Origin of the sequence: Paraburkholderia sp., from assembly GCF_036488505.1 — a bacterium.
GTDB lineage: Bacteria > Pseudomonadota > Gammaproteobacteria > Burkholderiales > Burkholderiaceae > Paraburkholderia.
The window spans coordinates 22,510-31,589 of record NZ_DASXHN010000236.1; the positions used below are offsets into that span (position 1 = coordinate 22,510).

10 protein-coding genes are annotated in these 9,080 nt (G+C 64.8%); 4 read left to right on the forward strand and 6 right to left on the reverse strand.

The window, feature by feature from the left end; translation table 11 throughout:
• Nucleotides 1-39 precede the first annotated feature (39 nt).
• From VGH68_RS14565 to VGH68_RS14580, 4 genes are read right to left on the reverse strand one after another with little or no spacing between them, the layout of a single operon-like run.
• Complete coding sequence (locus VGH68_RS14565; RefSeq protein WP_331604345.1) at nucleotides 40-777, reverse strand: PqiC family protein; 738 nt, start codon at nucleotides 775-777, stop codon at nucleotides 40-42.
• Nucleotides 774-2,435: an intermembrane transport protein PqiB gene (locus VGH68_RS14570; RefSeq protein WP_331604346.1), complete on the reverse strand. Its 1,662-nt coding sequence runs from the start codon at nucleotides 2,433-2,435 to the stop codon at nucleotides 774-776. Before VGH68_RS14570 ends, VGH68_RS14565 begins: the two co-directional genes overlap by 4 nt.
• Nucleotides 2,428-3,078, reverse strand: coding sequence for a paraquat-inducible protein A (locus VGH68_RS14575; protein WP_331604347.1), 651 nt, complete (start codon nucleotides 3,076-3,078; stop codon nucleotides 2,428-2,430). The genes VGH68_RS14570 and VGH68_RS14575 overlap by 8 nt, the downstream gene beginning before the upstream one ends.
• Nucleotides 3,079-3,085: 7 nt before the next feature.
• On the reverse strand, nucleotides 3,086-3,886 hold the full coding sequence (locus tag VGH68_RS14580; RefSeq protein WP_331604348.1) for a paraquat-inducible protein A: 801 nt from the start codon (nucleotides 3,884-3,886) through the stop codon (nucleotides 3,086-3,088).
• 508 nt (nucleotides 3,887-4,394) lie between these two features.
• Between VGH68_RS14580 and VGH68_RS14585 the strand changes: the two genes are divergently transcribed.
• From VGH68_RS14585 to VGH68_RS14600, 4 genes are all read left to right on the forward strand, one after another.
• Nucleotides 4,395-4,955 carry a cytochrome b gene (locus tag VGH68_RS14585; protein ID WP_331604349.1) on the forward strand — a complete coding sequence of 187 codons (561 nt, stop codon included), beginning with the start codon at nucleotides 4,395-4,397 and terminating at the stop codon, nucleotides 4,953-4,955.
• 8 nt (nucleotides 4,956-4,963) lie between these two features.
• Nucleotides 4,964-5,527, forward strand: a complete 564-nt coding sequence (locus tag VGH68_RS14590; protein WP_331604350.1) for a YceI family protein — start codon at nucleotides 4,964-4,966, stop codon at nucleotides 5,525-5,527.
• Between the two features lie 134 nt (nucleotides 5,528-5,661).
• Nucleotides 5,662-6,231 (forward strand): YceI family protein, encoded by a 570-nt coding sequence (locus tag VGH68_RS14595; RefSeq protein ID WP_331604351.1) that lies wholly within the window; start codon nucleotides 5,662-5,664, stop codon nucleotides 6,229-6,231.
• Between the two features lie 272 nt (nucleotides 6,232-6,503).
• On the forward strand, nucleotides 6,504-7,781 hold the full coding sequence (locus VGH68_RS14600; protein ID WP_331604352.1) for an MFS transporter: 1,278 nt from the start codon (nucleotides 6,504-6,506) through the stop codon (nucleotides 7,779-7,781).
• Between the two features lie 134 nt (nucleotides 7,782-7,915).
• Here VGH68_RS14600 and secF read toward each other — a convergent pair whose 3' ends face one another.
• Both secF and VGH68_RS14610 read right to left on the reverse strand, forming a co-directional pair.
• Entirely contained in the window at nucleotides 7,916-8,866 is a 951-nt protein-coding gene (gene secF / locus VGH68_RS14605; RefSeq protein WP_331604353.1) for a protein translocase subunit SecF, read from the reverse strand.
• Between the two features lie 18 nt (nucleotides 8,867-8,884).
• Nucleotides 8,885-9,080, reverse strand: a 196-nt coding sequence (locus tag VGH68_RS14610; protein WP_331604354.1) for a hypothetical protein, incomplete at its 5' end; no start/stop codon positions are given.

Consider the following 9,080-nt stretch of genomic DNA (forward strand, 5'->3'; position numbering starts at 1 on the left):
TTTTTGCGCGCGTGCATCGCACTGCGCGAGGCGGCTCTGTCAGGCGCCCGCGCCGGCGCTCGTCTGCGCGGACGGGCACGCCGGCACCACCACCGCCGCAGTCTTGCCCGAAGCGGCACCGGCGTTTTTCCCGCTGCCAGCCGTCGCGGCCATCGCCCGCACCGCCGCCGCGATCTGCGTCGATATTTGTGCGAGCGCGCGCCGGTGCCCGTCGACGAGCGCGTCGTAGCCGCTGCCCACCGGCTCGCTGACCACGCTGCGGCAGGTCATCACCGCATTGCTGCGCACCGCCCGCACGCTCCACACCGCGTCGATCAACGCATGCGAGCCGGGCCACGACTCGAATCGCTGCACGTTCGTCGCGATCCGATAGACCGCCACGCCATCGGCCCGCGCGGCGCCGAACGCATCGATGGTGCCCAATTGCTGCGTCAGATCCATCGACAACGCACGGCGGATTTCATCGCCAGGCAGCGACGCCCAGCGCTCCTGTTCGAGCAACTGCACCTGAGTCGGACCGGTCTGCACGACCAGTTGATTGCGCGACACCTGCGGCGGCACATTGACCGGTGTCACTTCGATCAGCCACGCGGGCGCGGTGGTCGTCTGCGCGACGGCCGGCGCCGCGCTTGCCGGCGTATCGGCAGCGCCGAGCGTATAAAAACGGCTCGACGGCGACGCGCACGCCGCGATCGCCATCGCCGCGGCCAGCGCGCCGGCATACGCGACACCGCGCACGAGCCCGCGCGGCGGGCGGGGGAGCCGGGCAAACGTCATGGTTTATCTCCTGATTTACCGCGCAACAGCGATTCGGGGTGCCGCTCGAGGTAATCCGACAGCGCATTGAGCGACTGCAACGTGCGCGTCAATTCCTGCAACGCCTGATGAACGTCGGACTGCAGCGGCGAGTCCTGCTGCAACGTCGCCTCGGCCGAGCTGAAGGTCTGCTTCGCGGCCGACAGCGTATCGCGCGCCTGCGGCACGACTTCCTTGTCGAGGCGCGTGAACAGCTGGTCGGCGTTCTTCAGCGCACTGTTCAGGTTGTCGCCGATCTGATCGAACGGCACCTTGTCGAGCTTCTTCGCGATATCGGCGACCTGCAGCTGCAATTCGTCGAGCGTGTTCGGGATCGTCGGCAGCTCCAGCGGATCGCTGGTCACGTCGACCTTGGCCGGCGCCGCTTTCGGGAAAATATCGAGCGCCACGTACAGCTGGCTGGTGATCAGGTTGCCGGTGCGCAACTGGCCGCGCAGCCCTCGCTTGACCAGTTGTTCGAGCAGCGTCTGACCGGCGAGCGTGCCGGGCTCCGGCGCGGTCTCGCGGAAGCGTTTGCCGAGGCGGTCCGGGTACAGGTTCATCGTCACGGGCATCGTGAAGCTGCGCGTCTTCGGATCGTAGTCGATGCCGATACTGGTCACCTGGCCGAGCACGATGCCGCGGAAATCGACCGGCGCGCCGATCGACAGCCCACGCAACGACTGGTTGAAGTTCATCACGACGCGCAGCGGCACGCCGTCCGGTTCGCGCACGGCGTCCGCTTCGTCCGAGCCGAGCCGGAAGGTCTGGTTGTTCGGCGCCTGCGGGCCCATGTTCTGCCCGGGCGGCGACTGGAACGACAGGCCGCCGACGATCACCGTCGCGAGCGATTGCGTGTTCAGCTTGAAGCCGCTCGAATCGAGCCGCAGATCGACACCGCTCGCATGCCACCAGCGCGTATTGGTGCCCACGTACTGGTCGAACGGCGCGGACACGAACACCTGCATCGTCACGCCGGTGCCCCCTTTATCGAGCGAGAAGCCGACCACCTGGCCGACCTGCACGCGCCGGTAAAAAATCGGCGAGCCGATGTCGATCGAGCCGAGCGACTCGCCATGCAGCACGTACTGGTGGCCCTTCTGGTCGCCGGTGATCGGCGGTGGCGTTTCCAGCCCGACGAAGTTGTCTTCGCTGTCGGTGGAGTGGCCCGCATCCGCGCCGATATACGAGCCCGACAGCAGCGTCGTCAGCCCCGACACGCCGCTCGCGCCGACACGCGGGCGCACCACCCAGAAGCGCGAACCCTTGACCGCGAATTTCTGGCCTTCCTTGGTGAGCTGCACCTGCACGAGCACATGCGACAGATCCTGCGACAGCGTAATGGTCTTCACAGCGCCGACGTCCACGTCCTTGTACTTGACCTTGGTCTTGCCCGGCTCGAGCCCTTCCGCGCTGACGAAGCTGATCGTGATGACGGGCCCGCGCTCGGTGACTGACTTGATCACGAGCACGACGCCGATCAGCGCGGCGATCAGCGGAATCACCCAAACCAGCGACGGCAGCCAGCGGCTGCGCGGCTCGATGTCGGGGTCCGGAAGCTGGGGCGGCAGTCTGGGTCCGTTCGAATCGTTGCGCGGCGCGTCACCGGAAGCGTGCGTCGGTCCTTGCGGGCTAGTCATGGTCAGAATCCTGAGGGGTAGGGGTGCTGCTTTCCACGGGGTCCCAGATGAGCCGTGGATCGAATTGCAGGGAGGCGATCATCGTCAGAATCACGACCGAGCCGAACGCGATCGCGCCCGGCCCCGCCGTAATCACTGCCAGCGATTTGAAGCGCACGAGCGCGACGGTGAGCGTGACGACGAACACGTCGAGCATCGACCAGCGGCCGATCCGCTCGACCATCCGGTACAGCGTCGTGCGTTGCCGCGGACGCCAGCGCGAGCCGCGCTGCGCGGTGATGGTGAGCAGCACCAGCACGGTCAGCTTGAGCATCGGCACCATGATGCTGGCGATGAAGACGATCACCGCGAGTGGCCAGTCGCCCGAGGTCCAGAAATAGACGACCCCGCTCATGATCGTGTCGTCCTCCGAGCCGAATAGCGACGACGTGTGCATCACCGGCAGCAGGTTGGCCGGAATATACAGCAGCGCGGCGGCGATCAGTAGCGCCCAGGTGCGCATCAGACTGTCGGGATTGCGCGAGTGCAGATGCGCGCCGCATCGTCCGCAGTGCTGCGGCGTGATCGAGCGGATGCGCGGTTCGACGCGTCCGCATGCATGACAGGAGACGAGGCCGGCGCGCCTCGCGCTGACGTATTTCATCGCGGGGTCATCCGTTGCGCGGCGTGGGGGGCAGGCCGGGTGGCGCAACGCCGGTGCTATCGGCGGCGCTCCCTGGTGGCGGCGCGGGCCGCGCCTGCGACTGTGCGGTGGTTGGCGCCGACGGCGCGGGCGGTCCGGCGAGCGAGCCGACGGCCGCCGCCGCGCTATCGGCCGACGTACGCGGCAGTGGCCGCGCGCCGCTGCCGCCCAGTTCGTCGGCGAGATCCCACAGCACGCGAGGATCGAATGTGACGACCACCGCGAACATCAGCGTGAGCGCGCCGAACGCGAACAGCGCCGCTTCGGGAATCACGCGCGCGAGGCTGACCATCTTCACGATCGTGATCAGCGCGCCGAGCATGAACACTTCGATCATCCCCCACGGCCGCACGAACTGGATCGCGCGCATCACCCGGTTGAAGTGGGCCGGCACGTAGCCGGCGCGCAACGGCACCAGCACGTACAGCAGCGCGACCAGTTCGGTGAGCGGGAAAAGCACCGTCGAGCAGAACACCATGACCGCGACGATCTGCATGTCCTCGCCCCACAGCGCGACGAGCGCGCCGAACAGCGTGGTCTGCGTGGTGATGCCGTTGGCGTCGAGTTCGACGATCGGAAAGGCCTGCGCGATCAGAAACGTGATCAGCGCGGCGAGCGTCATCGCGCTGATCGCGTCGAGCTTGCGCGACACGCCGCGATAGAGCGTCGCACGGCAGCGCGGACAGCGCGCGGTGGTGCGCCCGGCAAGCCGTGGCTTGCGGAACAGCGTATCGCATTCATGGCACGCGATCAGGTTGTCATGTTCCATGCGGTAGATGGGCTAACGACGTGAGTGGCGGCGTGCGAGGCCTGTGGTTGAGGCGGGGCTCAGGCGGCATCGGCAGCAATAGTACCAAAGGAGGCCTCGCGTCCCGCCCGAATGGCGCGCTGCAAGCAGACCGTAATCTGGCCGCTATCCGGCTTCGGTGCGGGCTGCTCTGATCTTCTTCCGTTTTCCCCCGACGAGGCTGCCGGCTAGTCTGGCATGGATCGCTCCGGCTCGGACAGTCCCGGTCCCTGATTGATTCGATTGCGGTGACAGGGCCGGCGCAAGTGCTCGCAAAAAACAGACCCGCCGGGTGGATGCGGCTCGAACCCGCTTCGTGCGCTTGGGGTAGCATGGCGGCCGTAGCGTGTGTCGCGGCCCTCGTCAGATATGCGTCGATGTTTGACCGCTGTTCGAGGCTGTTTGCGCAGCCGCTTGCCGCGGCGGCAAGCCGCCGGGAATAGCCGGCCCCGCCGCGCCGTTAACCTCAATCAGCCTGCGTTTAATTTCGATGACACTCAATCCTTCATTCGCTAAACGGGAGTCGTACACGCGGACCGCGATCGCGTTTCACTGGCTGATCGCGCTGCTGATCGTTTGCGGCTTCGCGCTCGGTTGGGTGATGACCGACATCCCGGGCTTCACGCCGACCAAGCTGCGCTATTTTTCCTGGCACAAATGGATCGGCGTGACCGTGTTCGCGCTCGCGGTGATGCGCATCCTGTGGCGCGCGACGCACGCCGCGCCGCCGATGCCGCGTCGCATGCCGCTCTGGCAGCGCGGCGCCGCGCACCTCGTGCATCTGCTGCTGTACGTGCTGATGATCGCGATTCCGGTGTCCGGTTACCTGTATAGCTCGGCGGCGAACGTGCCGGTCGTCTATCTCGGCCTGATTCCGCTGCCGCGCATCATCGCGCCCGATCCGCAGCTAAAGGAAGTGCTGAAGAACCTGCATATCGCACTGAATTACACGTTGCTGGTGCTGGTCGCGCTGCATGTGCTGGCCGCGATCAAGCATCAATTGATCGATCGCGACGGGTTGCTGTCGCGCATGCTGCCGTTCCTCAAATAAGGATAACCATGAAGGTTTCGTTTTATCGCTACATGCTGGCCGCGTTCGCGGCGGCGTCGCTGAGTGTCGCGGGTGGCGCTTTCGCGCAGGTCGACGTCGCCAAAAGTTCGGTGACGGCCACGTCGAAACAGATGAACGTGCCGGTCGAAGGCAAGTTCAACAAGTTCACCGCGCAGATCAATTTCGATCCGGCCAGGCCCGCCGAAGGCAGCGCGCAGTTGAGCATCGACGTGGGTAGCTACGATCTCGGCGACGACAGCTACAACGAGCAGGTGCGCGGCAAGGAGTGGTTCGAGGCGAAGACCTATCCGAGCGCGACGTTCGTCTCCAGCGCGATCGCGCCGGCCGGCGGCAACCAGTTCAAGGTGACCGGCAAGATGACGATCAAGGGCAAGTCGCAGACGGTCGTCGTCCCGGTCACGGTGACCCAGCAGGGCGCGGTGCAGACCTTCGACGGCTCGCTGCCGATCAGGCGCTCGCAATTCGACATCGGCACCGGCGAGTGGAAGGACACGTCGGTCGTCGCCGACGAAGTGGTGATCAAGTTTCATATCGTCGCCGCGCATAAGTAACGCGCAGAGTCACGCGATACAGCGTGTATTCGTGCGCCTGGCCGCGCCTCGCCCGTGGGCGGCGCGGCGGTTTTCCCACCGCAGGCTTTCACCGCCGTTTCAACGCAATAGAGGAGCATGAATTGAAAACGTCCATGTTGATCGCTGTTGGCGCATTGGCTTCGTCGCTGTCGCTCGGCGCGTTTGCCGCCGACACCTATATGCTCGATCCGACCCACACGTATCCGAGCTTCGAGGCGGACCACTTCGGCGGTCTGTCGACCTGGCGCGGCAAGTTCGCGAAAAGCACCGGCACCGTGACGCTCGATCGCGCTGCGAAGACCGGCACGGTCGATGTGAGCGTCGATCCCGCGTCCGTGCAGACCGGCAACGCGAAGCTCGACGATCATCTGAAGGCCGAAGAGTTCTTCGACGTCGCGAAGTATCCAGCCGTCACCTACAAGGGCACCGAGATCAAGTTCGATGGCGACAAACCGGTCGAGGTGATCGGCAATCTGACGATTCGAGGCATCACGAAGCCGGTGAATCTGAAGATCGACTCGTTCAAGTGCATGCAGCACCCGGTGCTCAAGCGCGAAGTGTGCGGGGTGGAGGCGAGTACGGAGTTCAATCGCGCCGATTTCGGCATGGACTTCGGCGCGAAATATGGCTTTAACATGACCACGCGTTTGCATATCCAGTCCGAAGGCATCAAGCAGCAGTAAGCGCTATCGCGCTGCCGCGCGCTTCGCTTTCACGCTGCGCCGCAATACGAAAACCGCTCCGGTCGCGAGGCGACCGAGCGGTTTTTTATCGCCATTCGCGAGCGTCGGGGCCTTGCATCGCGGGCATTCGCGATTTGTTACTCGCGTAGTTTTATTTTTTCAGTTAAATAGAGCGCATGCAGTCATGCCGGCGGCGCGCGCAGCCGGCGCGGCCAACGCGAGCGTGATGCTCGCGTCGATAAATACTCTCGCGCGCGACTCAGGAGATCCGGATGAATGTAACGACAGCGGCAAGCGTCGCGGCAAGCCCGCAGAATTCGTGGCGCGCGGTGATAGCCGCGTCGATCGGCAACGCGCTCGAATGGTTCGATCTGGTGGTGTACGGCTTTTTCGCGGTGACCATCTCGCGACTGTTTTTCCCGGCCCACAACGACACGGTCTCTCTGCTGCTGACGCTCGGCACCTTCGGCGTGTCGTTCTTCATGCGGCCGCTCGGCGCGATCGTGATCGGCGCGTATGCGGACCGAGCCGGGCGCAAGGCGGCGCTCACGCTGTCGATCGGGCTGATGATGGGCGGCACGCTGATCATCGCAATCCTGCCGACCTATCAGAGCATCGGCCTCGCCGCGCCGTTGATTCTCGTGCTCGCGCGGCTGATGCAGGGCTTTTCGGCTGGCGGTGAGTTCGGCAGCGCAACCGCGTTTCTCGCCGAACACGTGCCGGGGCGGCGCGGCTTCTACGCGAGCTGGCAACTGGCGAGCCAGGGGCTCACCACCTTGCTGGCCGCCGGCTTCGGCGCACTGTTGAGCGGCGGTCTTACGCCCGAGCAGATGGCGTCGTGGGGCTGGCGTGTGCCGTTCATCTTCGGTTTGCTGATCGGGCCGGTCGCGCTGTATATCCGCACGAAGCTCGAAGAAACGCCCGAATTCCTCGCGGCGGAAACGACCCAGACGCCGCTGCGCGACACGCTCGCGACGCAGAAAGTGCGGCTCGTGATTGCAATGGGCGTGGTCGTGCTCGGCACCGTGTCCGCGTACCTGATGCTGTTCATGCCGACCTATGGCGTGAAGCAATTGGGACTCGCGCCGTCTGCCGCATTCGCGGCGATTGCGGTGACGGGCCTGATCCAGATGGTACTGTCGCCGGTCGCGGGGCATCTGTCGGACCGGCATGGGGCCACGCGCATCATGCTGATAGCGGCGGCGTTGCTGCTGGTGCTGGTCTATCCGGCCTTCGTGTATCTGATCGCGCATCCGAGCTTCGGCACGCTGATCGTGTGGCAGATCGTGTTCGGCGTTCTGGTGAGCGGATACTTCGGCGCGACGCCGGGCCTGCTGTCCGCGATCTTTCCGGTGCAGACGCGCACGACCGGCATGTCGCTCGCCTATAACATCGCGGTGACGATTTTCGGCGGCTTCGGGCCGTTCATCATCGCGTGGCTGATCACCGCGACCGGTTCGAAGGCCGCGCCGAGCTATTACGTGATCTTTGCCGCGGTGCTGAGCATCGCGGCGCTGATCGGCGCGCGGCGTAAGCTCGGGTTCCGTTAGCGCGGCAAGTGGGCGGCGGGTCGTGTCGCCGCCGAGCGCCGATGTAAACGCGAAAGGCCGGTTCGAAAACGAACCGGCCTTTTTAATTGCCCGCGCAATCTTCTGCGCGCGAGCCGCGCGTTACGACGCGCGCATCAAACCTGCGCGCCCGCGTTCGGATCGTCCGGATCGACGCGGTCCTTCTTCTCCTTCAGCAGGTCTTCGCGCTTGACGCCGAACCACATCGCGAGCGCGGCGGCCACGAACACGGACGAGTAGATACCGAACAGAATACCGACCGTCAGCGCGAGCGCGAAGTAATGCAGCGTCGGGCCGCCGAACAGGAACATCGACAGCACCATCATCTGCGTACAGCCGTGCGTAATGATGGTTCGCGACATCGTGCTGGTGATCGCGTGGTTGATCACTTCGATCACCGTCATCTTGCGTTCGCGGCGGAAGGTTTCGCGAATCCGGTCGAAGATAACGACCGATTCGTTCACCGAGTAGCCGAGCACCGCAAGCACCGCGGCCAGCACCGACAGTGAAAACTCCCACAGAAAGAAAGCGAAGAAGCCGAGAATGATGACCACGTCGTGCAAGTTCGCGATCACGCCGGCCACCGCGTACTTCCATTCGAAGCGGAACGACAGGTAGATCACAATGCCGACCACCACGCAGGCCAGCGCGAGCAGGCCGTCGGTGGCGAGTTCCTTGCCGACCTGCGGCCCGACGAACTCGACGCGCTGCAATTGCACTTGCGGCGTGTCGGTCTTCAGCGCGCCCATCACCTGGTCGCTCTGTTGCGCCGACGTGAAGCCCTGCTTGAGCGGCAGACGGATCAGCACGTCGCGCGAGGTGCCGAAGTTCTGCACCTGAGCGTCGGCGTAGCCGAGCCGGGCCAGCGTGCCGCGCACCGGTTCAAGCGGCGCGGCGCCCGGATATTGCACCTCGATAACCGTACCGCCAGTGAATTCCACCGACAGATGCAGCCCGCGATGCACGAGAAAAAACACTGCGGCAAGGAACGTCAGCAGCGAGATTGCGTTGAAAATCAACGCACGCTGCATGAACGGGATGTCTTTGCGGAAACGGAAAAATTCCATGGTCTTGTTCTCCGGGACTCAGCGGGATGAACCCGGTTTCTGCGGCGTATTCGACGCATCGCGACGACGCACGGTCGGCTTGCCGGCACGCGCCTGCGCACCTGCCTTGGCCTTCGGTTTGGCGACGGCAGCGACGGCTTGCGCGGTGTCGGTTGCGGCGTCTTCGTTACCGAGGTAAGTGCTCGAACCGGCGGGTGCCGTGTCCGGACGCCAC